Below are 24916 nucleotides of genomic sequence, written 5' to 3' on the forward strand. Positions count from 1 at the left end.
GGCTCTCCTGTGAAGGTCGACATCGTCTCGATCTTCCCGGATTACTTCGCGCCTCTCGATCTGTCACTGATCGGGAAGGCGCGGACCACCGGGACCCTCGACCTCACCGTGCACGATCTGCGTAAGTGGACCTACGACGTGCACCGGACGGTGGACGACAGCCCGTACGGCGGCGGTCCTGGCATGGTGATGCGCCCCGAACCCTGGGGTGAGGCACTGGACGCCGTCGCGTCGCCGGGGGCGGCTCTGGTCGTACCGTCGCCGGTCGGGAAACCCTTCACTCAGGCCGACGCCCACCGGCTCGCCGGGCTGGACCACCTGGTCTTCGCCTGTGGCCGTTATGAGGGCATCGACCAGCGGGTGATCGACGACGCGGCGGACCGGATGCCGGTGTACGAGGTGTCGCTCGGCGACTACGTGCTCTTCGGCGGCGAGGTCGCGGTCATCGTGATCATGGAGGCGATCACCCGGTTGCTGCCCGGTGTGCTCGGCAACGCCGATTCGCTGACCGAGGAGTCGCACGCGGCGGGCCTGCTGGAGGCGCCGGTCTACACCAAGCCGCAGTCGTGGCGCGATCGTGAGGTGCCGGACGTGCTGCGTTCCGGTGACCACGGCCGGATCGCCCGCTGGCGGCGTGAGCAGAGCCTGCTGCGCACCGCCGACCGCCGCCCCGACATGTACGCCGCGTATCCGCCGGAGTCCCTCGATAAGAAGGACCGGAAGGCCATCGCCGAGGCCGGATTACAGCTCCCGGGTCCGGGTGTGGCAAAGTAATGAGGTTGCCGTGCTCACCCACACCGTGAGCTGAGCACGAGGATCCCTTGGAGTGGTGGGGGATCAGAATGCCCATTCGCGTGCCGACTTCCGGTGCGCTCTAGTACGAGGATGCAGCGATGAACACGCTGGACGCTCTTGACGCCCAGTCGCGGCGCACCGACATTCCGGACTTCCGTGCCGGTGACACGCTCAAGGTGCACGCCCGGGTCGTCGAAGGTAACCGGTCCCGTGTCCAGGTCTTCCAGGGCGTCGTGATCGCCCGCCACGGCTCCGGCCTGCGGGAGACCTTCAAGATCCGCAAGATCAGCTTCGGCGTCGGTGTCGAGCGGACCTACCCGTTCAACAGCCCGGCGATCGACCGGATCGAGGTCATCACCCGTGGTGACGTCCGTCGCGCCAAGCTCTACTACCTGCGTGAGCTGCGCGGTAAGAAGGCGAAGATCAAGGAGCTGCGGGAGAAGCAGACCGTCTGATCTCCGCGGTGTTTCCGGGACGGGTCGCGGCGGATTAAGCTTGCGCCCGTGCCGGACGCGCTGTAGGTGAACCATTCCAGTCCTACCGCCCGTAACCTTCCCTAGCCGGGAAACTCGGGCGGTAGTGCTGTATCCGGGGGCGGTTCGGCCGGTAGGCGGCGGGAGATGCGAAGCGTGGATCCGATGGAAGGCTATCGGCCGGCACGACGCCGGCGCGGCGTGGTACGGAAGGAGATGCCTCTCTGGCAGGAACTTCCGTTGCTACTGGTCGTGGCGTTCTGTCTGGCGGTGCTGATCCGGACCTTCCTGGTCCAGGCGTTCTACATCCCCTCGGGGTCGATGGAGAACACCCTGTTGATCAAGGACCGGGTGCTGGTCAACAAGGTCGTCTACGACATGCGTGACCCGCTGCGCGGCGAGGTCGTGGTGTTCCGCGGGACCGACGACTGGGCGCCCGAGGTGACCGAGGAGGTCAGCAACACCTTCCTCGCCAAGCTAGGCCGGACCGTCGGCGACCTGGTCGGGGTCAGCCGCCCCGGTGAGCGTGACTTCATCAAACGGGTGATCGGGCTTCCGGGTGACAAGGTCGCCTGCTGTGACTCCGGCGGGCGGATCACCGTCAACGGGGTGGGCATCGACGAGGCGTACATCGCCGAGGGTTTCAACTCCGATCTGAGCCAGCCGCCGATCGCGGGCCAGTGCACCAGCCGGCGGTTCAACGAGGTGACGGTTCCCGAGGGGCAGATGTTCGTGATGGGTGACCATCGCTCGGTCTCCCAGGACGCCCGTTGCCAGGGGCCGGTGCCCATCGAGAACGTGATCGGCCGGGCCTTCGTGGTCGTCTGGCCCAGTGAGCGGTTCACCAGCCTCGACGTGCCGGACGTCTGGCGGCAGTTCGCCGAGCAGTACCCGTCGGCGGCCGCGGCGCATCCGATCCCGGTGCGGGAGGAGCGGCCGGTTGTCGCCACAAACGTGCTCCCCCTTCTGTTCGGTGTGGTTTTATCCGCGCGTTCCGGCATGTCGTTATGGACCAGACGACGTAGGCTCCGAGCGTGATTGACGAGCAGACCGAAAAGCGCCAGGGCTCCTTCTGGCGTGAGCTTCCCATCCTGTTGGGCGTGGCGATCCTCGTCGCTGTCCTGGTGCGCGCCTTCGTGCTGCAGACGTTCTACATCCCGTCGCCGTCGATGCAGCACACCCTCGAACTGTGGGACCGGGTGCTGGTCAACAAGCTCGTCTATGACTTCCGTGAGCCGCGCCGGGGCGAGATCATCGTCTTCAAGGCCCCGTCGGTGTGGCAGTCCGGCACCGAGGGCGAGGATTTCATCAAGCGGGTCATCGGCCAGCCGGGCGACAAGGTCGAGTGCTGCGACCCCCAGCGCCGCCTGAAGATCAACGGCACGTCGCTCGACGAGCCGTATGTGTATGTCGAGTCCGACGGCACCCGTAACCAGGTCGCCAGCCGCGAATTCAGCATCACCGTGCCGACCGGGCGTCTCTGGGTGATGGGCGACCACCGGGAGGCGTCGGGTGACTCGCTCCAGCACTACAACGACAGCAGCGCCACCGACGACGCCGGCAAGATCAACGAGGCGACGGTGCCGATCGACTCGGTCGTCGGCCGGGCCTTCACGATCTTCTGGCCGGTCGGCCGGGCCACCTGGCTCTCCGTCCCGGACGAGTTCGACGCCATCCCCGACGCGGGCAAGTAACACTCGCGCAATAGGCTTGGTCGCGTGACCGAGGTGATAAACCGCCGCGCCGGCCGGGTCCTCCTGGTCGACCTGGCCGGGCGCGTCCTGCTCCTGCACGGCGGCGACCCGGCGCGGCCCGGGCTGCGCTGGTGGTTCACGCCAGGCGGCGGCCTGGATTCGGGCGAGACGACTGTCGCCGCCGCCTCCCGTGAGCTGTTCGAGGAGACCGGGCTGCGGGCTGCGCCCGACCAGCTGGGCGAGCCGGTCCGGCACGAGGTGACCGAGTTCTCCTACGACGGCCGGCAGTATCGGCAGGCGCAGGACTTCTACCTGCTGAGGGTGCCCGACTGGCAGGTCGACACCGCCGGGATGGATGAGGAGGAGCGCCGCACCATCACCGAGCACCGCTGGTGGTCGGCCGCCGAGATCGAGGCGAGCCAGGAGGAGATCTACCCGGCCGACCTGGCCGACCTGCTGCGCGGCCTCACCGTCGACGCCGTCACCGAGGACACCTGAGATGCCGGCCCCGACACGTTCCGTCATCGCCGTTCCGGTGCCGGCCCTCGTGCGTACCGCTGCCGGATCTTTGAAGCCGGACCAGGCGCACACCTTTGCCGGCTTTTCGGTGCCGGCCCTCGTGCGTGCCGTCGCTGCCGTGACCGGGGATTTCTGATGCTCGCGCCGCCGCGCACCGTCGTTCGCCGTGAGGCCGGGCTGTATGCCCTGGAGCAGGCGCTTCAGCGTCGTGGCTTCCGGCATGTGGCCGGCGCCGACGAGGCCGGCCGTGGCGCCTGCGCGGGCCCGCTCGTGGCCGCCGCCGCGATCCTGCCCGAGGGCAAGCGCGGTGAGATCCCCGGCCTGGCCGACTCGAAACTGCTGACCCCGGCCGCCCGGGAGCGGGTGTACGAGCAGGTCGTCGCCAAGGCCCTCGCCTGGTCCGTGATGATTATCCCGCCGACCGAGGTCGACGCCCGTGGCCTGCACGTGTGCAACCTCGCCGCGATGCGCCGGGCGCTGGCCTCCCTCGACGTCCGCCCGGAGTATGTGCTGACCGACGGCTTCCCGGTCGACGGCCTCGGCGTTCCGGGCCTCGCCGTCTGGAAGGGCGACCGGGTCGCCGCCTGCGTGGCCGCCGCCAGTGTCCTGGCCAAGGTCACCCGGGACCGTCTGATGGTCGAGCTCGACGAGAAGTTCCCGGACTACGGTTTCGCGGTGCACAAGGGCTACATCACCGAGGAGCACAGCACCGCGCTGACCACCCACGGGCCGTGCTCCGAGCACCGCTTCTCGTATGTGAACGTCGCCGCGGCATCCGGCCGCGGCAACCGGCCCCCACGGGCGCGCCGCCCGGCCGAGCCGCCAGCCGCGCTGTTCGACGTATCCGTTACCCAGCCGCTGCTGATTCCGGAGGCTGCTGAGGGTACCGTCGGCGTGGCGTCGAGCGAGCAGCCTCAGCCGTCGCCGTCGGTGGGGGAAGATAGTGCCATGGAGGGCGAGACACGATGAGCGCAGAGGATCTCGAGAAGTACGAGACCGAGATGGAGCTGCAGCTCTACCGGGAGTACCGCGACATCGTCCGCCAGTTCTCCTACGTGGTGGAGACCGAGCGCCGGTTCTACCTGGCCAACCAGGTCGACCTGCACGTGCGCAACTCTGACGGCGAGGTGTATTTCGAGGTCGAGATGCACGACGCCTGGGTGTGGGACATGTATCGCCCGGCCCGTTTCGTGAAGAACGTGCGGGTGATGACGTTCAAGGACGTCAACGTCGAGGAGCTGGAGAAGCCGGACATCTCGTTGCCGGACGAGCCAGGGTTCGGCGGCTGACGCTCATCCACAGTCGGCGGCTGTCCACAGGGGCGGTCGCGGCCCGGGTTCCGGCCCGGCAGTCTCGGCGGCATGCCTGTTCTCACAGCCGTCCTGTTTCTGCTGCCCACGTTCTGGGCGGCGCCGTCGTACCAGTGGCCGGTGCTGCCGCCGGCCGTGCTCCGGCGGTTCGATCCGCCGCCTGAGCCGTGGCAGGCCGGTCATCGTGGCGTCGACCTGGGCGCGGTCGCGGGCGCGCCGGTGCGGGCCGCCGGTGGTGGCGCTGTCGTCTACGCGGGAGTGGTGGCCGGGCGGGGTGTCGTCAGCATCCTTCATGTGGGTGGGCTGCGTACCACGTACGAGCCGGTGATCGCGACCGTCCGGACCGGTGACGTGGTCGCCGCGGGGGATGCGATCGGGTCGATCGAGGCCGGACATCCCGGGTGCCCGCAGGCGGCCTGCCTGCACTGGGGCCTTCGCCGCGGTGACGTCTATCTCGACCCGCTGATGCTGCTCGGTCTCGGCCGGGTCCGCCTGCTGCCGCTCGGCCCCCGGTGAGGCCGCTTCGCGCGGCCGCCTCCTGCTCAGCGCTGATATTCGGCGAGGAAGCCGGGAAGGCGATCGGCGAACACGTCGTACTCCTCCGGGCGGTTGTAGATCTGGCCGCTCAGCCGCAGCAGGCCACGGCCGCCCCACGCGTTCACCGCGACCTCGGTGGCCAGCTTGTCGGCGATGTGCTGCCGCAGCGCCTGAGCCTCCGGCGCAGTCGTCGCCAGACCGGCCGGCAGCGGCACCACCCGCATCGCCACCCCGGGCCCGCCGGGGTGCGGCAGTTCGGCGGGCGCGAGGCCGAGGGCCTCACCGACAACCCTCTGGCCGTACGTGACGAGCGCCTCGTTGTGCTGCCGGACGACCTCCGGCCCGAGTGTCCGCAGGGTGAAGACCCCGGCCGGCGCGGCCAGCCACGGCGTGTAGTCGATGGTGCCCTGAAACTCGACAGCGTTCGGATAACCCTCGTCATGGGCCCACGACACGACCAGTGGCTCGATGCGGCGACGCCAGGCCGGCGCCACATTGAGCAGAGCCGTGCCCCGTGGCGCCCAGCCCCACTTGTGCAGGTTCCCCACCCAGAAGTCGGCGCCGATCGCGGACACGTCGACAGGCAGCATGCCCGGCACGTGTGCGGCGTCCACCAGCACCGGGATGTCATGCTCACGGGCGGCGGCGACGATCTCGCGTACCGGAAAGAGAGCCGCCGTCGCCGACGCCAACTGGTCGACGACCAGCAACCTGGTGCGGCCGGGTCGCAGCGCCGCCCGGATCCGGGCCACCACCTCCCCGGCCGGCAGCCCGAGCGGCACCGCCACGGTCCGTGCGCTGGCGCCCGCCCGGCGGCAGCGGCTGCGGACGGCCATGGTGACCGAGCCGTATGAATGATCGGTCAGCAGCACCTCGTCGGCCGGGCCGAGCCGTACCGACTGGAGGATCATCGACACCGCGGCCGTCGTGTTCTGGATCAGCGCGCTGCCGTTCGGATCCGCTCCCAGGAACGCCGCCAGGTGACGTCGGCTGTGGACGATCCGGTCCTCCAGGCCGACGGCGTAGAAGCGCAGCGGATTGGACTCCATCTCGTCGCGCAGCCGGTGCTGGGCACGTTGCACGCTGATCGGCAGCGCGCCGAACGAGCCGTGGTTCAGATAGGACACCGCCGGATCGAGCGAGAACAGGAGCCGAGCCCCGGGAATCGGTTGCGGTGGTGCTCCGGCCGGGGCGCTCATGCTGTGGATCGTACGATGTCAGGCCCGTGGATGCGCCTGATTGAAGGCCGCACGCAGCCGCTCGGTCGACACATGTGTGTAGATCTGGGTGCTCGCCAGCGAACTGTGCCCCAGGAGCTCCTGTACCGCCCGCAGATCGGCGCCGCCGTCCAGCAGATGCGTGGCCGCCGAGTGCCGCAGATCGTGCGGGCTGGTGTGCGGCAGTCCGGCGGCCCGGGCGGCGTCCGCGACGATGCGCCGCACCACGGTCGGTTGCAGGCGGCCGCCCTTCACACCGAGGAAGAGCGCGTCCCGGCTGGACCGGTTGACCAGCCCGGGCCGGCCGAGGCGCAGCCAGGCGTCGAGGGCGCGGCGTGCCGGATGCCCGAAGGGGACGGCCCGTTCCTTGGACCCCTTCCCGAACACCCGCACCACCTGCCGGGCGTGATCGACATCGGCCCGATCCAGCGAACAGAGCTCCCCGACCCGGATCCCGGTCGCATAGAGCAGTTCGAGAACCGCCCGATCCCGGATCTCCAGCCCGTCTCCGTCAGCCGCCTTCCCGTTCGCCGCCTCGCCGTTCGGGGCTTCCCGCCCCCACTTGCCGATTCGGGGTCCGGCCTCCGCTGTATCGGCCCTGGCCTCCGGGGTGTCGGGCACGGCTTCGGCTGCACCGGCCGGGACCTCCGGTCTCCCCTCACCGGGCTCCGGGGTCGGTTTGTCGGTTTGCGCGGACTCGGTGGGCCGGCGAGCCGGTGTCATCAGGTCGGCTGCCTGATCGGCCCGCAGAACCGTGGGCAGGCCCCGATGGGCACGCGGGCTGGCCAGTTGGGCGCCCGGATCATCAGGCGAAAGCCCGGTGCGGTGGGCCCAGCCGGTGAAGGCCCGCGCCGCCGCTGCCCGCCGGGCCTGCGACGATCGGGCCGCACCCGTCCCCATCCGGGCCGCGAGCCATCCACGGAGAACCGTGATGTCCAGATCAGCGACCGAGCCCCGCCCTTCGGCCGCCGCATGATCAAGAAGCGAGACCACATCCCCGACGTACGCCCGGACGGTGTGCTCCGAACGCCCCTCCACCACGGCGAGGTGCCGGCCGAAGTCGTCCACTGCCGCACGCAGGGCCATCGGCAGTCGCTCGTGCAGTTCCCGTATCCGCATCGCCTCAGACCGTCCATCCAGCAGAGTCGTCAGTCAAGCATTTCTGTCGTACCCGGGGTCTAGCGTCGGTGTCATGGCACGCTGGGAGGAAATCGAGAAGGACGCCCCGGAGTTCGCGGCCCGTGTGCGGGCTCTCTTCGAGGCGGGCACCAACAAGACCATCGCCACACTGCGCCGTGACGGCTCACCCCGGATCTCCGCGTCCGAGGCCCAGTTCACCGACGGCGACTTGACGTTCGGTTCGATGCCGGATTCGGTGAAGCTGCGAGACCTGCGCCGAGACCCACGCATCGCGATGCACAGCCCCACGCTGGAGCCACCGTCCGACAACCCATCGGCGGGCCCGGGAGACGCCAAACTCGCCGGCCGGGCCGTGGTGATCCCACCCCCACCGGACACCCCACACGTGGATGCCACCTTCTTCCGCCTGGACATCGACGAGGTGGCCCTGACCTACGTCGGCACCCCAGCAGACCACTTGGTGATCGAGTCCTGGCACAAGGACAGAGGCCACACCCGCCGCACCCGAGCCTGACCCACCCACCCGCCACAGCTCCCGCCGGACAGGACGCCCTACTCTGCGGCGGCTCCTGCCCGGCCGAGGCCGTCGAGCCAACCAGCCCGCGTGGGTATCTGTGGCTCGGATCGGGCCGTATGTCACCGCACTGCTGGGCCCTGCAGTCTGCGTGGGCATCTGTGGCTCGGATCGGGCCGAATGTCACCGCGCTGTTGGGGCCTGCGGTCTGCGTGGGCATCTGTGGCCCGATTCGAGCCGAGAGTCACCACGCAGATCACTGCTGTCGACCACCAGGAATGGGCTGTGTCGGCGTGTAGGGGGCGAGCGTGAAGCTGCCTTGGTGACCAGGGCCGGTTCGGTGGGATTCGGTTCGGCGGTCCGGGCGCGGGAGGATCACGCGACTAGCCGGAAGGACCGAGAAATTCGGAATCGCCGGGCCGGGCCAGATGAGCGGCCGGTTCAGGTGAGTGGCCGGTTCAGGTGAGTGGCTCGGGTGGTTGAGCGGCCGGATGAGGTGAGTGGCCTGACAATTGGCCGGGTGGGTTCGGGGTTGGGTCAGGTGGGTGGCCGGGATCTAGTCCAGGCCAGGAAGCGTTCGTAGAGATTTGAGGGCGGCGTCTTGTCGGCGGCGGTCAAGTCGTCCAGGGCCTCGTACATCTGGGCCGACAGGTAGATCTTCAAGAGTGAGGGAAACGCCTGGTACTCCTTCAGGAGGCAGGCCTTTGCCTCGGGGCAGGGCCAGGGATGGCCACACACGCGGCATCGCCAATGCGGCCGGTCGTGCAGGTGTTCGGATTCTTGTGCAGTGGTCATGGAATTCCCCCGATAGTGGTCGGCTGATGGGGTGCGGGGTGTTCAGTGGCGGCGCGTCCGGCGACGGGCGCCCTGGCTCACGCGGTGCTCCTGAGCTGGGGTCAAGCGGCCGGCGCGGCCCACATGCGCGTCCGGGCTCGCCGGGCGGGTGGGACCCTCCGTGGTGGGTGGGGCAGTTGCGCCGGACGGGGCCGACCGGGACCGGTAAATCCGGCCGCCGCCATGTGCCCGCTGGTCAGAGACGGGTAGCGCCCACCGCGGATAGGGCGGTGGCGGCGGTGGCGGAAACCGGTCGATGCAGGGGGCCTGAAGTCCGCAAATACAGCGGCGCCACAGGGTGCGCCAGTCGCGGCGATGGTTGGGATGATGGGGTACCCGATCACTAGGCCGGGGACTGCTAGGCATAGGACCACCTTACTTGACCACGGACTAGCTGTCTCCTACCAACTTGGTCAGAGACTAATAGTCCCGCGCCTACGGTCGATCATGTGGGAGTGAAGCCGATCCGCCTCATGGGCGCGCACGAGATCCGCATCCGTCTGGGCGGAGTGAGCCGACAGCGGGCGTACCAGATCACCAGCCGTGCCGACTTTCCGAAGCCGGTCGCCGACCTTGCGCAGGGCAAGGTATGGCTGGTGGAGGACGTCGAAGCATGGATGAAGGTGCACCGCCGGGACCTGGACGAGTCCGAGGACTGATTCGTCAGGTCACCGCGGTGACCCTGGACCGGCCCGGAGCCGCATGGCGGCGGGCCGGTCACCACCATGCCTGTGGCGCGTCGCCGGCTGGCTGATCAGCCGGTGTCGCGCCGGTTCCGTCCCGGCGCGGGCGCCAGGGCGACACCATCACCGGTACGCACGACAAGCCCCGCGATCTCGAGAAGAGACAGCCGGCGTAGCACCGTGCGCAGGTTCAGCCGTGCCTCGGCCGCAAGCTCCTCCGGGGTGGCCGAGCCGTGCGGTGGAAGCGCCTCCAGCACGAGGGCGGTCTCCTCGTCGAGGTGATCGTGGCGGCGTTCCGGTCCGCGGGGTGTGCCGGCGAGGTATTCGCCGATCGGGCCGACCTCCTCGAGCACCTCGGTGGCGTTGGTGACCACCCGTGCGTACGGATTGTTTCGCAGGATCTCGTGGCATCCGACCGACATCGCCGATGTCACCGGTCCGGGAACGACCATGGCCGGCCGGTTGAGCGCGAGCACCCGGCTCATCGTCTGGGCGGCGCCGCTGCGTGCGGCCGCCTCGACGACGACCGTGCCCGCGGTGGCGGCCGCGATCACCCGGTTCCGGATGAGATGTGTTGACCGGACTACCCCGCTGTAGGTCTGCCCCACTCTTTCGGTATACGCAGCGTATCCATCGACGTGATCCCGAAGTTGCTTACCCAGAGATACCGATCTTTGGCCTGGGGAGGCAACCGCGTGGATCTACTGGACCGCCCGGAACGGGACATCACGGCCATCAAGATGCCCGAGTGGGGCCGGGTCGGGCCGGCCGTGGTGCCGGTGCCGTTCACCGTGTACGACGACTCCGGGGAGCCTGTCGAGCCGATTCACCGCTTCCTGCGCGACTTCGTCGCCCGCGGCAACCGTCCCGGCTCGGTGCGCAGTTATGCCTACACGTTGCTGAGGTGGTGGCGGTTCCTGCGGGCGGTCGACGTGCCGTGGGACCGGGCTACCTCGACCGAGACCAAGGACCTCGTGTTGTGGCTGCAGCACACTGACAAGCCCGTCGCGAAGCGTCGCAAGGCCTCAGCAGCCACGGCCGGAACAGTCAACCCGGTCACTCGCAAGGAGTACCAGAGCGACCAGTACAAGCCTCGAACCGTCCGGCACTCCAACGCGGTGCTGCGCACCTTCTACGAGTATTGGATCGAGGAAGGGCGAGGTCCCCTGCGCAATCCGGTCCCTCGTGACCGGCGCGGGAGCAGGCCGAACGCTCACCACAATCCTCTCGAGCCGTTCCGGCCGGAGGGGCGGCTGCGTTACAACCCCAAGGTTCCGAAGCGCAAGCCCCGGGCCATGCCCGACGACGCCTGGCTTGACCTGTTCAAGGCGATGGACTCGCATCGTGACCGAGCCATTCTGACGCTGGCGGTCAGCACCGCGGCCCGCGCCAACGAGCTGCTCGGCGTGCGAGTCTGCGATGTCGACTGGGGGGACCAGCTCATTCGCGTGGTGCGCAAGGGCTCCGGCGCTGAGCAGTGGCTGCCGGCGAGCCCGGAGGCCTTCGTCTGGCTGCGCCTCTACCTGGCCGAACTGCGACGGCTGCGGCCGGAGCAGCCGCTGTGGTGGACGCTGCGGCGCCAACGGGTCGATGGCCGGATGCAGCGTGTCCCGCTGGAGTATGACGCGCTGAGAGCCGTCCTGCTTCGTGCGAACAAGTTACTCGGCGCGAACTGGTCGATGCACGACCTGCGGCACACCTGCGCCCTGCGGATGGCCCGCGACGAGAAGCTGTCGCTGCGCGACGTCCAGACCCTGCTCGGACACGCTCACCTGACCACTACTCAGATCTATCTGGAAGACGACCAGGACGAGGTGATCAAGCGGGTGCAGCAACACCACGCCGAGCTGGAACGCCGGGCGGCCGAACCGCCGCAGCCGGTCGTCGGGCCGGCCTACGACCCCGGTGACATGTCGGTGCTGTTCGGGGCAGGAGGACTGCAATGACGCTCACTGCTCTGGCCAAGGCGCCACCGCGCTGGCGGCAGATGTCGGTTGCCGATAACCTGGTCCCCCGAGAACACCCCCTGAGCCAGTTGGACCGGCGCAGCATCGATGTGGTGCTCAACGCGCTGCCGAAGTTGCCGTCGTGGCCGGACAACGGCCGCGAGCGCCTCGCCTGGCTGCGAGGTGCTCGCCAGATCCTGGAGTGGCTGCAGACCTTCCCTGGAGACGGATGGCAGGCGCGGTGGGTCGCCGCGGACGTTCATGACCGGTCTTGGCGCGAGCGAGTCGCCGAGGCCAGCGATCCCGCTGATGCGGTTTCCGACGAGTTCTTGATCTGCGCTATGCGAGGCCTGTTACTGGTGCGAGTCCTGCGGCCGAGCTACGCCTTCCTGCACCGCTACAAGGCCTACGCGCTGTTCGACCAGTTGCGTCAGACCGTCAACCCGGAACTGTTCGCGCAGGCAGCGGCCGAAGCGACGCGGCTCGGCATGATCGGTCGACAGGAGAACCAGCCACTTGTCGCGCTGAGCAAGATCGTCCTGCACACCGGCAAGGACCTCGAACAGCTCGAGCCCGAAGACTTCTTCGTGGCCCGGGCATGGAGTGTTCGCGCCATCGGCCGTCAGTTGGCGGGCTTGCATGCCGCCTGGGAGTTGGCTCGTGGTGTCGGGATCATCGATGAAGACCGGACGCTGCGTGCTGCTATCCGTGTCGGGCAGCGGCCCACCGCGGAGCTGATCGATGCGTTCGGCTTGCGATGCAAGCCGGTCCGTGACCTGCTGGTTCGCTACTGCGAAGAACGGCGGCCGGCGATGGACTACGGCTCCTTCCGGGGGCTGGTCGGGCACCTGGTCGGAAGCTTCTGGCATGACATCGAAAAGCATCATCCAGAGGCCGACTCGATCAACTTGCCCTCTGACATCGCTCTGGCCTGGAAGGAGCGCACCAAGTTCGTCACCGATCCTCGCTACCCCGGGCGCGAACGCCGCGACCGGCTTGGGCTCCTGGTTCGCGTCCGGGCGTTCTACCTCGACATCCAGGAATGGGCACTGGAGGACCCAACCTGGGCGCCGTTCGCCGCACCCAGCCCCGTACGCAAGGCCGACACCGACGGGCAGGGCAAGGCCCGCAAAAAGGCCACCGCAGAGATGCACCAGCGCGTCCGGGAACGCCTCCCCCAGATGCCCCTGCTGGTCCATGCCGCCGAACGCAACCGCGCCCGCCACCAGGCGATCCTCTCTGCGGCGCGGGCCACCGCGCTCGGCGAGACATTCACGCATGACGGTGTCAGCTATGAGCGCAGCGCACCCAAGACCTCCACACACCGCAGCCACCGGCAGCGCGGCCCAGAACACATCTGGGCCGTCCACCTCGAGACTGGCGACCTGCTCAACCTCACGATCATCGAGAACGCCGCCTTCTGGGGCTGGGCCATCCTCGAGACGCTGCGGCACACCGGCGTCCGCCTCGAAGAACTGTTGGAGATCACCCATCTGGCGCTGACCTCCTACAAACTGCGCGACACGGGCGAGATCGTGCCGCTGCTGCAGATCGTCCCCTCGAAGTCCAACAGCGAGCGTCTACTGCTGGTCAGCCCGGAGCTCGCCAGTGTTCTCGCCACGATCATCAAGCGGATCCGCGACCCCGAGACCGGCCGCATCCCGCCGGTCGCCCGCTACGACCCGCACGAGCGCACGACCGGCCCGATGCTGCCGCACCTGTTCCAGCACGTCATCGGCTGGCGCCGTGAGGTGATCAGCCAGAAGTTGGTCCAGAACCATCTCGCCGACATCCTCAAGCTCGCCGGCCTCACCGACGCCGCCGGCAAGCCGCTGCACTACACCCCGCACGACTTCCGGCGCATCTTCGCCACCGAGGCGGTCTCCGGCGGCCTGCCCGTCCACATCGCCGCGCGCCTCCTCGGTCACGAAAATCTCAGCACCACGCAGGCCTACCTGGCGGTCTTCGAGGACGACGTCGTCCAGGCCTATCGCGCATTCCTCGCCGAGCGGCGGGCCATCCGCCCTTCGGCCGAGTACCGCGAGCCCACCGACGCCGAGTGGGAGGAGTTCCAGGAGCACTTCCTGCTTCGCAAGCTCGAACTCGGCACCTGCGGGAGGCCATACGGCACCCCCTGCAACCACGAGCACGCCTGCATCCGGTGTCCCATGCTGCGGGTCGACCCCACGCAGCGGCCCCGTCTCGAGGAGATCGCCGCCAACCTGCAGGAGCGCCTGGACGAGGCGCATGCCAACGGATGGCTGGGCGAGGTCCAGGGCCTGCAAGTGTCGCTGGAGGCGGCCCGCGCCAAGCTGGCGAACCTCGACCGACGGACAGCCACCGTCACGACGGTGGACCTCGGCATCCCGGTGATCCGCGACCGGTGAGCCGCCCCTCGCTCAGCCGGGCGCAGGCACATCCGGGCGCCCGGCTGAGCGGTTACGCACCTCGGAGCCAACCCCGCAGGCAATGACTCTCCGTAACTGCAAATCAAGCCCATAGATGATCTTCGTGGTTCAGAAAAGAAACCGGTGCCGTAGCGGTTCGGCGCCGATCGGCCATTCGCTGACCAGCAGGCCGGAGTCGGCGATCCGGTCGAACAACGCGGTGTTCCCGGCCGGGTAGGGCCGGTCGATCCCGCAGGCGAGGACCGCCACGGTACGGCCACCGGCGGCCAGTGCCCCACGATGAGCGGCCGCGTCGATCCCGAAGGCTCCGCCGGACAGCACGGTCCAGCCGTTCTGGGTGATCGCCGACGCCAGTTCACCTGTGACGTGGATGCCGTAGCTGGTCGCGGCTCGTGCCCCGACGATCGCGACCGACCGTTCCAGCGTCTCGCCGAGCGCCCACGCTCCACGCACCCAGAACCCGAGCGGCGGCCGGGTGTCGTGGTTGATCCGGCCGGCGGCGTCCAGTTCCAGGGCTGCCAGGTCGATGATCCGCCGCGGCCACTCCTCGTCGGAGGGCACCACGAGACGAGCGCCGAGCCGGTCGGCCCGGCGGATCGCGATCTCCGCCATCCGCCGGGCGTCACCGGCGGCCGTGCGGGCGGTGACGGCGGCCCGGAGCCGTTTGTCCGGGATGTCCCCGCTGAGCAGCCGATCCAGGGTGGCCGGTGCTCCGGCCTGCTCGACCAGCGTCCAGACGGCCCGGTTTCCGGGTTCGGCCAGCCAGGTGAGCGCGACACGGGCCGCCCGATCCTCCGGTCCGCCGTCCGGGGGAGTCCCACTTGAACCGGACGGCACGACGCTCACGCGACTCTCCGCGCAAGGGAGAAAAGACGAAAAAGGGACGGCGGAGGAGAGGGAGGCCGCGGAAAGGGAGGCCGCCGAGGACCGGACGGCCGGGAGGGAGGCCGCCGAGAAGACGGCGGAGAGGAAGGTCGCATAGAAGGAAGACGATCAAGAGAACAGGAACCGAATGCCGGGATGCTCACGCGACGCTCCGATCAAGGGAGAGGGAGGACAAGGCGAAGGGGAGGACAGGGCGAGGGAGGACAGGGTGGGGAGTACAAGGCGAAGGGGACGACGGGGGCGAGGGGAGGGGAAGGGCGAGGCCAGGACAAAGCGAGGGGAGGACGAGGGAAGAAAGGGCGAGGGAAGAAAGGGCGAGGGGGAGAACGGACAACAGGCGAAGGAGCGCGCCGGCGAGAAGGCGTACCGCAGGTGCGGAAGGGCGCAGAAGCGGCGGAAAGGGGTAGACCAGCAGGCAGTCACTTCGGGACACGGCCACCGGCCTCTCCCATCCGCAGCTGGTAGGCCTCACAGACGTCGCCCTCCGAGGGCCGCGACCGTCCGTCCAGGTCGGCCACCGTCCAGGCCAGCCGCAGACATCTGTCGTAACCACGGGCCGACAGGGCGCCCCGATCCAGCGCGCTGTGCAGGACCACGGTGTCGCGGCCCGGCAGCCGCCACGGCGAGCGGCGCAGCACCGGCCCGGGCACGTCGGCGTTGACCCGCCACCCATCGGCCGCCCACCGCCCGGCCGCCGACTCCCGCGCCTGGGCCACCCGGCGAGCGACGTCCGCGGACGGCTCGGCCGGCGCCGAGTCCTCCATCAGCTGCGCCGCCCGTACCGGAAGAAGGTTGACCCGCATGTCGATGCGGTCGAGCAGCGGCCCGGACAGCCGCCCGAGGTAACGCCGCCGAACCGTGGGCGGACAGTGGCAGGCCTGGTCCCCGGCCGGTGAGGCGCACGGGCACGGGTTCGCGGCGACGACCAGCTGGGCGCGAGCCGGATACTCGGTGGTGCCGCGGGCCCGGGACAGCACGACCCGCCCGCTCTCCAGCGGCTGCCGCAGTGCCTGCAACGTGGCCCGGCTCATCTCCGGCACCTCGTCCAGGAAGAGCACCCCGCGGTGGGCGAGGGAGAGCGCCCCCGGCCGGATCAGCCCGGATCCGCCGCCGACCAGGGAAGCCAGCGAAGAGCTGTGATGCGGGGCCTGGAAGGGCGGCCGCCGGACCAGCCGCCCGTCGGCGGGCAGCACCCCGGCGATCGACTGGAGGGCGGTGACCTCGAGAGCGGCCTCGTCGTCGAGCTCCGGAAGGATGGACGGAAGCCGCTCGGCGAGCATCGTCTTGCCGGCGCCGGGCGGACCGAAGAGCGCGAGATGGTGACCGCCGGCGGCGGCGATCTCCAGGGCGTACCGCCCGACCTCCTGCCCGGCGAGATCGGCCAGGTCCGGCCCGGGCGGCGGAGGCGACGGCGGTACGGCCGGCGGATCCAGCAGAGTCCCGGCGCCCTGGGCGAACGCGACCAGCCGGCGCAGCGTGTCGACGGCCCGGACCGTGACACCCGGCACGACTGTCGCCTCGCACGCGTTGGCCACCGGCACGATCACCCGGCTGATCCCGGCCTGCGCGGCCGCGGCGACCATCGGCAGCACGCCCCGCACCGGCCGGACCGTCCCGTCGAGCCCGAGCTCGCCGATGAGCGCGACCCCGTCGAGCCGTTCCGCCGGGAGCTGACCGGCCCCGGCGAGCACCGCGCTGGCGACGGCCAGGTCGAACCCGCTGCCGTGTTTCGGCAGAGCGGCCGGCAGCAGGTTGACCGTGATCCGCCGGTTCGGCCACTCGCACCCGGAGTTGACGAGCGCCGCGCGCACCCGGTCGCGGGCCTCGTTGAGAGCGGTGTCCGGCAGACCGGTGAGCAGGAGGACGGGCAGCCCGTTGGAGAGGTCCGCCTCGACCTCGACGAGGTGGCCGGCGACTCCGATCAGCCCGGCGCAGAGGACCCGTGCGTAGCCCATCAGAACGCGTCCCGGATGTGGACTATCCGGGTGGCGCCCCGGCGTTGCGGCAGGACCTCCACGACGTCGAAACGGAGCCGCTCCGCCCGTACTCCCTCGTCGGTCAGGAATCTGGCGGCCAGATGCCGTAACCGGCGCACTTTGCGGTGATCGACAGCTGCCGCCGGCGTGCCGAAGGCCGCCGTGCGCCGGGTCTTGACCTCGCAGAAGACCAGGTCGGCGCCGTCGCGCAGGATGAGATCTATCTCGCCCTCGGAGCAGCGCCAGTTGCGCCGCAGCAGTGTGAGACCGATCTCCTGGAGGTGCCGGGCGGCCAGCCGCTCGCCGTAGGCGCCGACCGCCCGTCGCTGAGTCGTCATGACCGGCACGCTCACAGGCTTTCCGGCCCGGTGCGCGTCGGACTGTGGATCGGCCGGTGATGTGGACGGCGGGGGCCGGGCCGGGGCGGGTGTGCTAGGTCCGAGGCCGGACCGGCGGGAGAAGAGGCTTGGCGTATGCTTGTCCACGGCGACCGCCTGCGCGGTCGACCTCGCGCGCCCTCCTACGGTTCCGAGTGCTGATCATCAGCGCCGGCCGCAGGCGGCGGCCCTCCCTGGTCCCGATGCTGTCGGGCCTACTGCGGCCACCGACCGGGCGCCAGGACGCTCACCGCCGGTGAGCGTGACAACCAGGGTAGATCAGGGAGTAACAACCATGGCCGTAGTGACCATGCGTCAGCTGCTGGAGAGCGGTGTCCACTTCGGGCACCAGACCCGGCGCTGGAACCCGAAGATGAAGCGCTTCATCTTCACCGAGCGCAACGGCATCTACATCATCGACCTGCGCCAGACCCTCGACTACATCGAGAAGGCGTACAGCTTCGTGCGTGACACCGTCGCCGAGGGTGGCCACATCCTCTTCGTCGGCACCAAGAAGCAGGCCCAGGAGGCCATCGCCGAGCAGGCGACGCGGGTCGGCCAGCCGTACGTGAACCACCGCTGGCTGGGTGGCATGCTGACCAACTTCCAGACGGTGTACAAGCGTCTTCAGCGCATGAAGGAGCTCGAGGCCCTGGGTGACCTGACCGGCACCGCCGCGGGTTACACCAAGAAGGAGACCCTCCAGCTCTTCCGCGAGAAGACCAAGCTCACCAAGACCCTCGGTGGTCTGCGTGACATGACCAAGACGCCGTCGGCGATCTGGGTCGTGGACACCAAGAAGGAGCACATCGCGGTCGACGAGGCCCGGAAGCTGAACATCCCGGTCATCGCCGTGCTGGACACCAACTGCGACCCGGACGAGGTCGACTTCCCGATCCCGGGCAACGACGACGCGATCCGGTCGGCCGAGCTGCTGACCAAGGTCATCGCGGCTGCCGTCGCCGACGGCCTGATCGCCCGCTCCGGCCGTGGCCGTGGCGCCAGCGCCGACGAGAAGCCGGAAGCCGGCACCGTGGCCGCCGGTGAGCCGCTGCCCGAGTGGGAGCGGGACCTCTACGAGGGCGCTGAGAAGAAGGCCGAGGAGCCGGCTGCCGCTGCCGCCGCTCCGGCCGCCGCCGCTGCTGCTCCCGCCGCTGTCGCCGCTGAGTAAGTCAACCGACTGACATCGAGAGAAGAGTCATGGCTAACTACACCGCCGCGGACGTCAAGAAGCTCCGCGACCTCACCGGCGCCGGCATGATGGACTGCAAGAAGGCGCTGGAGGAGTCCGAGGGCGACTTCGACAAGGCCGTGGAGTTCCTGCGCATCAAGGGTGCGAAGGACGTCGGCAAGCGGGCCGGCCGGACCGCCGCGAACGGCATCGTCGCCCACTCGGGTGGCGCGCTGCTCGAGCTGAACTGCGAGACCGACTTCGTCGCCAAGACCCCCGACTTCGTTGCGCTGGGTCAGCGGTTCGTCGAGTTCGGTGAGCAGAACAAGGTCGCCGACGCCGCCGCGCTGCTCGCCTCGACGCTGGAGGACGGCAAGACCGTCGCCGAGACCGTCGAGGAGTACGCCGCCAAGATCGGCGAGAAGATCGTCGTCAACCGGTTCACGATCGTCGACGGCACCATCGCGGTCTACCTGCACCGCAAGGCCCAGGACCTGCCGCCGCAGGTCGGTGTCCTGGTGCAGTACTCCGGCAAGAACGACGAGGCGGCCGACTCGGACGCCCGTGGCATCGGCATGCAGATCACCGCGATGCGGCCGAAGTTCCTGAGCCGCGAGGAAGTGCCGGCCGAGGTCGTCGAGACCGAGCGCCGCGTCGCCGAGCAGACCGCTCGTGAGGAGGGCAAGCCCGAGCAGGCTCTGCCCAAGATCATCGAAGGCCGGGTGAACTCCTTCTTCAAGGACTTCGTCCTGCTGGAGCAGGCTTCGGTCGTCGACAACAAGAAGACGGTCAAGCAGATCGCCACCGAGGCGGGCATCGAGATCACCCGGTTCGTCCGGTTCGAGGTCGGCCAGGAGTAAGGCAGCACCGAAAGCAATGCGTCGGGAGGTCGGGAACGCGATTGAGCGCCCGGCCTCCCGGTCGCATAAGGTCTCTTGACAGATGGAGAAGGGAAGGCGGGTCTCATGACGATGGTGACCGAGCAGTCCGCCACGGCCGACGATCAGAACCTGCCGACCATGCGCCCACGGCGGGTGGTCCTCAAACTTTCCGGCGAGGTGTTCGGCGGCGGTGACGTCGGGGTCGAGCCCGATGTGGTGCAGTCCCTGGCCAAGCAGATCGCCACCGTCATCCGGCGCGGCATCCAGGTCGCGGTCGTGGTCGGCGGCGGCAACTTCTTCCGCGGCGCCGAGCTCCAGAAACGCGGTATGGACCGTAACCGCGCCGACTACATGGGCATGCTCGGCACGGTGATGAACTGCCTGGCCCTCCAGGACTTCCTGGAGAAGGAGGGCATCGAGACGCGCGTGCAGACCGCCATCACGATGGCCCAGGTCGCCGAGCCCTACCTCCCGCTGCGTGCCATCCGGCACCTGGAGAAGGGCCGCGTCGTGATCTTCGGCGCCGGCGCCGGCATGCCGTATTTCTCCACCGACACGGTCACCGCTCAGCGGGCGCTGGAGATCCGGGCCGACATGGTGCTGATGAGCAAGAACGGCGTCGACGGCGTCTACACCGCCGACCCGCGGGTCGACCCGAGCGCCAAGAAGCTGGAATCCATCACCTTCCAGGAGGTTCTGCTGCGTGGTCTGCGGGTGGCCGACCAGGCCGCCTTCAGCCTCTGCCAGGAGAACAAGCTGCCGATGCTGATCTTCGGCGCGGAGGGCGACGACACCATCGTGCGTGCGTGCGCCGGCGAGCGGATCGGCACCCTGATCACCGCCGACTGAAGTCGCGTCCACGTCCCCACATCCCGCACCACCGAAGACAGCAAGGAGGCGAGAAGAGCCGGTGATCGAGGAAACCCTCTTCGAGGCCGAGGAGAAGATGGAGAGCGCGGTCGAGCACGCCAAGGAGGAGTTCGCCGCCATTCGCACCGGCCGGGCTACTCCCGCGATGTTCTCCAAGATCCTGGTCGACTACTACGGCGCGCCCACCCCGGTGACGCAGATGGCGTCGGTCGGTGTCCCGGAGCCGCGCATGGTCATCGTCAAGCCCTACGACGCGTCCCAGCTGGGCCCGATCGAGCGGGCGATCCGTGACTCCGACCTGGGGGTCAACCCCAACAACGAGGGTACGCAGCTGCGCATCCACCTTCCGCAGATGACGGAGGAGCGCCGCCGCGAAATGATCAAGGTGGCCCGCGGTAAGGCCGAGGACGGGCGCATTGCGATCCGCAACGTGCGCCGCAAGGCCAAGGACCAGATCGACAAGCTGGTCAAGGACGGCGAGACCGGTGAGGACGACGGCCGGCGCGGCGAGAAGGAACTCGACGACGTGACGCACCGCTACGTGGCCGTCATCGACGAGCTGGTCAAACACAAGGAAGCCGAGCTCCTCGAGGTCTGAGCATCGGTCGAAGCCCGGCACACCTCCCCGGAGGGGCCGGGCTTCTCCCCTGTTCGGCCAGCGCCGGTTCACAGGCGGTTAAATTGCCCGCCATCTCGAGAGCTGTTCAAGCGTCACCTTTGCAGTACGCTCTGCACGGTTCCAGTGAGAAGTGTGAAGTGAGAAGCAGGTAGGGGTCAGGCTTTGTCAGTGCGTTCGGCGGCGCTCCCGCCCACCACCCCGCCCGAGGTCTGATGTCTTACGTCGATCCCCGCGCCCGGCAGATCCCCGGCGACGACACGAGTGTGCCGGCGCCGTATTTCCATGAGTCAGAGGAACCGAATGCGTATGCCGGGACGGAGCCGGTGAGCGAGGCCGCCCCACGTGGGGAGGGCGGCAAGGGCCGTCGCCGGGCCGGACGGGGCCGCAAGCCACAGGGCGGCGGCCGGGCCGGCCGTAACCTGCCCGCCGCCATCGCGGTCGGCGTGAGCCTGGGCCTGGTCGTTCTCGCCTCACTGCTGATCCAGCCGATGGCGCTGCTGGCGGTCCTGGTCGCGGCCTCCGGGATCGGCGCCTGGGAGATGGCCCGCGCCCTCTCCACCACCGGGGCCAACCCGCCACTGATCCCACTGCTCGCCGGCAGCGTGCTGATGACCGGCCTGGCCTGGTATGAGGGCGCCGACGCGCTGGTCCTGGGCCTGCTGGTCACGGTCGGCGCGGCGGTGTTGTGGCGCCTGGCCGACGGGGTGGCGGCGGTGCGCCGCGACTTCACCCCGAGCGTGCTGATCGCCGTCTACGGGCCGTTCCTGCTGAGCTTCGCCGCGATGCTGGTGCGGATGGACGAGAACGACGGCCCGCTCATGGTGATCTGCACCCTGGTCGCCGTGGTGCTCTCGGACACAGGTGGTTATGCCGCGGGCGTCTTCCTCGGCAAGCACCCGATGGCCCCGAAGATCAGTCCGAAGAAGTCGTGGGAGGGTTTCGCCGGCTCGGTGACGGCCGCCGCGATCGGCAGCAGCGCGCTGCTCTTCTTCCTGCTGGACATTCCGGTCCACTGGGGCCTGCTGTTCGGCGCGGTCATCTCGGTGGTGGCGGTCCTGGGCGACCTGGCCGAGTCGATGTTGAAGCGGGATCTGAAGGTAAAGGACATGAGCAATCTGCTGCCCGGGCACGGCGGCCTGATGGACCGGCTGGACTCGATCCTGTTCGCCGTCCCGACCGCGTACCTGCTCTTCTCGATCATCACGCCGAGCTAGCTGTGGGCGACCTACTCGGCGGACGTGGGAGACTGGATACGCCATGACGATTCTTCCGGTCATCCCGATCAGTCCCGATCAGCCAGACGCGGTGAAAACACGCCGTCGCCCGAGCATGCCCCCACGCCACCTCGCCGACATGGATCTCGCCGCCCGCAAGAACGCGGTCACGAGCCTGGGCGAGCCCGCGTTCCGGGCCAAGCAGCTCTCCACCCACTACTTCGGCCGCCTGGTGCGCGACGCCGCCGAGATGACCGACCTGCCGGCCGGCTCCCGGGACAGGCTGACCGCGGATCTGCTGCCCACGCTGCTCACCCCGATCCGCGAGCAGGCGTGCGACGACGGCGCGACCCGTAAGACATTGTGGCGGCTGCACGACGGCGCGCTCGTGGAGAGCGTCCTGATGGGCTACCCCGATCGGGTGACGGCCTGTGTCTCCAGCCAGGCCGGCTGTGGCATGGCGTGCCCGTTCTGCGCGACCGGCCAGCAGGGCCTGACCCGCAACCTGTCGGTGGCCGAGATCGTGGACCAGGTGGTCTATCTGGCCGGGGTGGCGGCCTCGGGCGCGGTGACCGGTTCGCCGCCGCGGCTGTCCCGGGTGGTCTTCATGGGGATGGGCGAGCCGCTGGCCAACTATCCACGGGTGATCGAGACCGTGCGACGGCTGACGGCGCCGGCTCCGGAGGGCCTGGGGCTCTCACAACGGCACATCACGGTGTCCACGGTGGGTTTGGTGCCCGCTATGCGGCGGTTGATCGCTGAACAGCTCTCTGTGACTCTTGCGCTGTCACTGCACGCCCCCGATGATGATCTGCGCGATGAGCTTGTGCCTGTCAACCAGCGTTGGAAGGTGGCCGAGGTGCTCGACGCCGCGTTTGATTACGCGGCACAGACCGGCCGTCGGGTTTCCATCGAATACGCCCTGATCAGGGACGTAAACGATCAGCCCTGGCGTGCCGACCTGCTCGGCCGTCTTCTGAGAGGCAAGCTGGCCCATGTGAATCTCATCCCGCTGAACCCGACACCGGGTAGTAAGTGGGATGCGAGCCCGAAACCGGTCGAGCGCGAGTTCGTGCGCCGGTTGCAGGAGGCCGGCGTCTCGACGACGGTTCGCGACACCCGGGGGCGGGAGATCGACGGCGCGTGCGGCCAGCTGGCCGCGGGTGAGCTGACGGACGCGAGCGCAGGGGGCGCCGCAGCCGACGCGGAGGTGGCACAGTGACTGGGCGCAGGTCCCAGCGAGCGGAGTGGGAGACGTTGTGACGAGTCAGGGGCAGCGTTTCCGAAGGCGTGCGCTGCGGCGTGGCTACAAGGTCGACGAGGTCGACGCCTTCCTGGACCGGGTCGAGGCGACCCTGGCCGGGGAGCAGGTCGGTCCGCCGGTCGGTGCACAGGAGGTGCACGACGTCGTCTTCCGGGTGCGGTTCGGCGGCTATGACGAGTGGCAGGTCGACCTGCACCTCGACCGGGTCGAGCGTCAGCTCGCCGAGTTCGAGGAGCGGGGTGGCCGTCCCGTCGACCCGATGCGCGACTCGATGCGCAGCGGCCTCACGGCCGGTTCGGTGTCCGGCCCGCCAGCGATGAGCCAGAGCCAGGGCTTCGACCGCGGTGGTTTCGACCGTGGGCCGGCCGGTCCCGGTCCGCAGGTGCAGGGCTTCCCGCAGGGTCAGGGTGGGTTCCCGCCCGGCCCTGGCATGCAGCCGCAGGGGATGCCCGGTCGTGGTGGCCCCGGCGGGTTCGGTGGCCCCGGCGCCCCGGGCATGAACCCGGCGGCCCAGATGGCGTCGCCGCCGACCGAGCGGCTTCCCGCCCCGATGCGCGACGACCGGATGATGCCGCCGCAGATGCCGCAGCGCCAGCAGCAGCAGTTGCCGCCCGGCCCGGACCCGTACGGGCGGTATGACGAGCCGACCGGCTACGGCCAGCAGATGCCGCCGCAGTCGCAGCTCCCGCAGCGTCCCGGCCCGCCGCCCGGCTACGACCCGAGTGGGTACGACCAGGGTGGCTACGACGGTTTCGAAGCGGGCCGGCACGGCAAGACGGACATGACCGCCGAGATCCGGATGCCGGACCGGGACCCGCGTGGTGGTTACGGCCAGCAGATGCCCGGTGCTCCGATGCCCGGTTCGCCGATGGCCATGCCCGGTTCGCCGATGCCCGGCGCCCCGATGAGCGGCCCGCCGTACGGCGGTGGTGGCGGTTACGGCCAGCCCCAGCAGCCTCAGCAGCCTCAGCTCGGCCCGCCGCTGGGTGAGCCGGGTGGCGAGCTGTACCGGGTGGACCAGTTGCGCCGGACGTTCCAGCCGCGCCGGTTCGGCAGCGGTTACGACCCGATGCAGGTGGACCGGTTGTTCGAGGGCATTCTCCAGGCGATGACGGGCCGCGGCCCGATGCCGGTGAACGAGAACGACCTCGACATGCTCCAGTTCGGCCTGGTGCCGAACGGCTACTTCGAGGCCGAGGTCGACGCCGCGTTGCGCGAGGTGAAGGACATCCTGCTGCGCCGCCGGTGATCGGACATGCGAAAAGAGGGGGCCCTTGGCCCCCTCTTTGCTGTCGAATGCGGAAACGCTGTGCCGGGTCTTACTGGTCGTTGGGGCGCAGGCCGCTGCGGCGCAGGATCGCGTCACCGATGATGACGGCGACCAGGCCGATCGCGATCACGGCGAGCCACACCTTCTCGGTGTTGCCCTGCTGGTTGCCCCAGAAGAAGAGCAGCATGATCGCGGCCGAGATGATCGCGCCCTTCTGAGCCCGCTTGCGGTTGCCGGGCTTCAGCTGGTCGGGCGCGTAGACCTCCTCGTGGTGTTCTTCCGCAGCCACGGTGGCGACCTCCTAATCGATGTTGAATCG

General features: G+C 69.2%; 25 protein-coding genes and 2 pseudogenes. 19 read left to right on the plus strand and 8 right to left on the minus strand.

Annotated features, from left to right (window positions below):
• The first annotated feature begins 9 nt into the window (after window positions 1-9).
• From trmD to AB0E94_RS09160, 8 genes are all read left to right on the plus strand, one after another.
• Window positions 10-774: a tRNA (guanosine(37)-N1)-methyltransferase TrmD gene (trmD, locus tag AB0E94_RS09125; protein ID WP_360324236.1), complete on the plus strand. Its 765-nt coding sequence runs from the start codon at window positions 10-12 to the stop codon at window positions 772-774.
• Window positions 775-893: 119 nt separating this feature from the next.
• Window positions 894-1250, plus strand: a complete 357-nt coding sequence (rplS, locus tag AB0E94_RS09130) for a 50S ribosomal protein L19 (protein WP_317790532.1) — start codon at window positions 894-896, stop codon at window positions 1248-1250.
• Window positions 1251-1415: 165 nt separating this feature from the next.
• On the plus strand, window positions 1416-2306 hold the full coding sequence (lepB, locus tag AB0E94_RS09135; protein WP_360324239.1) for a signal peptidase I: 891 nt from the start codon (window positions 1416-1418) through the stop codon (window positions 2304-2306).
• Window positions 2303-2962, plus strand: coding sequence for a signal peptidase I (gene lepB, locus AB0E94_RS09140; protein WP_360324241.1), 660 nt, complete (start codon window positions 2303-2305; stop codon window positions 2960-2962). The genes lepB (AB0E94_RS09135) and lepB (AB0E94_RS09140) overlap by 4 nt, the downstream gene beginning before the upstream one ends.
• A 24-nt stretch (window positions 2963-2986) precedes the next feature.
• Entirely contained in the window at window positions 2987-3460 is a 474-nt protein-coding gene (locus AB0E94_RS09145; RefSeq protein ID WP_360324243.1) for an NUDIX domain-containing protein, read from the plus strand.
• A gap of 156 nt (window positions 3461-3616) precedes the next feature.
• A complete protein-coding gene (locus AB0E94_RS09150; protein ID WP_360324245.1) occupies window positions 3617-4450 on the plus strand; it encodes a ribonuclease HII in 834 nt (277 codons plus the stop codon).
• Window positions 4447-4770 carry a DUF2469 domain-containing protein gene (locus AB0E94_RS09155; protein ID WP_067505225.1) on the plus strand — a complete coding sequence of 108 codons (324 nt, stop codon included), beginning with the start codon at window positions 4447-4449 and terminating at the stop codon, window positions 4768-4770. Before AB0E94_RS09150 ends, AB0E94_RS09155 begins: the two co-directional genes overlap by 4 nt.
• Window positions 4771-4842: 72 nt before the next feature.
• Window positions 4843-5307, plus strand: coding sequence for a M23 family metallopeptidase (locus tag AB0E94_RS09160; protein ID WP_360324248.1), 465 nt, complete (start codon window positions 4843-4845; stop codon window positions 5305-5307).
• A 26-nt stretch (window positions 5308-5333) separates the two neighbouring features.
• On the opposite strand, the gene AB0E94_RS09165 is transcribed toward AB0E94_RS09160, so the two are convergent.
• Together AB0E94_RS09165 and AB0E94_RS09170 are read right to left on the minus strand one after the other, a co-directional pair.
• Window positions 5334-6527 (minus strand): aminotransferase class V-fold PLP-dependent enzyme, encoded by a 1194-nt coding sequence (locus tag AB0E94_RS09165; RefSeq protein ID WP_360324250.1) that lies wholly within the window; start codon window positions 6525-6527, stop codon window positions 5334-5336.
• 18 nt (window positions 6528-6545) lie between these two features.
• Entirely contained in the window at window positions 6546-7664 is a 1119-nt protein-coding gene (locus AB0E94_RS09170; protein ID WP_360324252.1) for a tyrosine recombinase XerC, read from the minus strand.
• Window positions 7665-7737: 73 nt separating this feature from the next.
• On the opposite strand from AB0E94_RS09170, the gene AB0E94_RS09175 reads away from it, so the two are divergent.
• On the plus strand, window positions 7738-8199 hold the full coding sequence (locus tag AB0E94_RS09175) for a pyridoxamine 5'-phosphate oxidase family protein (RefSeq protein WP_360324254.1): 462 nt from the start codon (window positions 7738-7740) through the stop codon (window positions 8197-8199).
• Window positions 8200-8736: 537 nt separating this feature from the next.
• On the opposite strand, the gene AB0E94_RS09180 is transcribed toward AB0E94_RS09175, so the two are convergent.
• Window positions 8737-8862 carry a hypothetical protein gene (locus tag AB0E94_RS09180; protein ID WP_360324256.1) on the minus strand — a complete coding sequence of 42 codons (126 nt, stop codon included), beginning with the start codon at window positions 8860-8862 and terminating at the stop codon, window positions 8737-8739.
• A 644-nt stretch (window positions 8863-9506) separates the two neighbouring features.
• Between AB0E94_RS09180 and AB0E94_RS09185 the strand changes: the two genes are divergently transcribed.
• Complete coding sequence (locus AB0E94_RS09185) at window positions 9507-9692, plus strand: DNA-binding protein (RefSeq protein WP_109591457.1); 186 nt, start codon at window positions 9507-9509, stop codon at window positions 9690-9692.
• 95 nt (window positions 9693-9787) lie between these two features.
• Here the strand turns inward: AB0E94_RS09185 and AB0E94_RS09190 are convergent.
• A pseudogene (locus tag AB0E94_RS09190) lies at window positions 9788-10285 on the minus strand (DNA-processing protein DprA); the annotation flags it as partial.
• A 126-nt stretch (window positions 10286-10411) separates the two neighbouring features.
• On the opposite strand from AB0E94_RS09190, the gene AB0E94_RS09195 reads away from it, so the two are divergent.
• Window positions 10412-11662 (plus strand): site-specific integrase, encoded by a 1251-nt coding sequence (locus AB0E94_RS09195; protein WP_360324258.1) that lies wholly within the window; start codon window positions 10412-10414, stop codon window positions 11660-11662.
• Window positions 11659-14049: a site-specific integrase gene (locus tag AB0E94_RS09200; protein ID WP_360324260.1), complete on the plus strand. Its 2391-nt coding sequence runs from the start codon at window positions 11659-11661 to the stop codon at window positions 14047-14049. Before AB0E94_RS09195 ends, AB0E94_RS09200 begins: the two co-directional genes overlap by 4 nt.
• A 135-nt stretch (window positions 14050-14184) precedes the next feature.
• Here AB0E94_RS09200 and AB0E94_RS09205 read toward each other — a convergent pair.
• From AB0E94_RS09205 to AB0E94_RS09215, 3 genes and pseudogenes are all read right to left on the minus strand, one after another.
• Window positions 14185-14907: pseudogene (locus AB0E94_RS09205) on the minus strand (DNA-processing protein DprA); the annotation flags it as partial.
• A 467-nt stretch (window positions 14908-15374) separates the two neighbouring features.
• The gene (locus tag AB0E94_RS09210) at window positions 15375-16910 is read right to left on the minus strand and encodes a YifB family Mg chelatase-like AAA ATPase (RefSeq protein WP_360324262.1); all 1536 of its coding nucleotides are present in this window, start codon (window positions 16908-16910) and stop codon (window positions 15375-15377) included.
• Window positions 16910-17269 carry a YraN family protein gene (locus AB0E94_RS09215; protein ID WP_360324264.1) on the minus strand — a complete coding sequence of 120 codons (360 nt, stop codon included), beginning with the start codon at window positions 17267-17269 and terminating at the stop codon, window positions 16910-16912. Before AB0E94_RS09215 ends, AB0E94_RS09210 begins: the two co-directional genes overlap by 1 nt.
• Before the next feature lie 334 nt (window positions 17270-17603).
• Between AB0E94_RS09215 and rpsB the strand changes: the two genes are divergently transcribed.
• From rpsB to AB0E94_RS09250, 7 genes are all read left to right on the plus strand, one after another.
• Window positions 17604-18479 carry a 30S ribosomal protein S2 gene (rpsB, locus tag AB0E94_RS09220; protein ID WP_360324266.1) on the plus strand — a complete coding sequence of 292 codons (876 nt, stop codon included), beginning with the start codon at window positions 17604-17606 and terminating at the stop codon, window positions 18477-18479.
• Window positions 18480-18508: 29 nt separating this feature from the next.
• Window positions 18509-19339: a translation elongation factor Ts gene (tsf, locus tag AB0E94_RS09225; protein ID WP_360324268.1), complete on the plus strand. Its 831-nt coding sequence runs from the start codon at window positions 18509-18511 to the stop codon at window positions 19337-19339.
• 159 nt (window positions 19340-19498) lie between these two features.
• Entirely contained in the window at window positions 19499-20209 is a 711-nt protein-coding gene (gene pyrH / locus AB0E94_RS09230; protein ID WP_317797342.1) for a UMP kinase, read from the plus strand.
• A gap of 61 nt (window positions 20210-20270) precedes the next feature.
• Entirely contained in the window at window positions 20271-20828 is a 558-nt protein-coding gene (gene frr / locus AB0E94_RS09235) for a ribosome recycling factor (protein WP_360324270.1), read from the plus strand.
• A 233-nt stretch (window positions 20829-21061) separates the two neighbouring features.
• Window positions 21062-22063 (plus strand): phosphatidate cytidylyltransferase, encoded by a 1002-nt coding sequence (locus tag AB0E94_RS09240; RefSeq protein WP_360324272.1) that lies wholly within the window; start codon window positions 21062-21064, stop codon window positions 22061-22063.
• A 43-nt stretch (window positions 22064-22106) separates the two neighbouring features.
• The gene (rlmN, locus tag AB0E94_RS09245; RefSeq protein ID WP_360324274.1) at window positions 22107-23285 is read left to right on the plus strand and encodes a 23S rRNA (adenine(2503)-C(2))-methyltransferase RlmN; all 1179 of its coding nucleotides are present in this window, start codon (window positions 22107-22109) and stop codon (window positions 23283-23285) included.
• A 37-nt stretch (window positions 23286-23322) separates the two neighbouring features.
• Window positions 23323-24576, plus strand: a complete 1254-nt coding sequence (locus tag AB0E94_RS09250; RefSeq protein ID WP_360324276.1) for a DivIVA domain-containing protein — start codon at window positions 23323-23325, stop codon at window positions 24574-24576.
• 70 nt (window positions 24577-24646) lie between these two features.
• Here AB0E94_RS09250 and AB0E94_RS09255 read toward each other — a convergent pair whose 3' ends face one another.
• Window positions 24647-24886, minus strand: coding sequence for a DUF2631 domain-containing protein (locus AB0E94_RS09255; RefSeq protein WP_360324278.1), 240 nt, complete (start codon window positions 24884-24886; stop codon window positions 24647-24649).
• Window positions 24887-24916: the final 30 nt, after the last annotated feature.

Source organism: Actinoplanes sp. NPDC026670, assembly GCF_040638175.1.
Lineage (GTDB): Bacteria > Actinomycetota > Actinomycetes > Mycobacteriales > Micromonosporaceae > Actinoplanes.